Source organism: Acinetobacter halotolerans (assembly GCF_004208515.1).
Classification (GTDB): Bacteria; Pseudomonadota; Gammaproteobacteria; order Pseudomonadales; family Moraxellaceae; genus Acinetobacter; species Acinetobacter halotolerans.
This window is the reverse complement of sequence record NZ_SGIM01000041.1, coordinates 1-290: the sequence shown is the minus strand read 5'-3', so window position 1 is coordinate 290 and position 290 is coordinate 1. Positions and strand designations below refer to the sequence as shown.

The 290-nt window shown below is 48.6% G+C and carries 1 protein-coding gene; it reads left to right on the top strand.

The window, feature by feature from the left end:
* Positions 1-290 (top strand): Ig-like domain-containing protein (locus tag EXE30_RS15790; protein WP_228256136.1); only part of this gene is annotated, 290 nt, incomplete at both ends.

Sequence of the window (290 nt, the reverse complement as noted above, 5' to 3'; positions counted from 1 at the left end):
TTGACAGGCACAATTGATGATCCTGAAGCAACAGTAGTTGTCACCATTGATGGTGTTGATTACGAAGCAGTGAACAATGGCGATGGCACATGGACACTTGCGGATGATGTTGTTGCAGAACTAGCAGATGGTGATCACGAAGTTACAGTCACTGCAACAGATGCAGCGGGTAACGAAGGCAGCACCACTGGTACGATCACGATTGACACAGTTGCGCCAGACGCACCAGTGATTGATCCAATCAATGGCACTGATCCGATTACAGGTACAGCAGAACCTGGTACGACAGT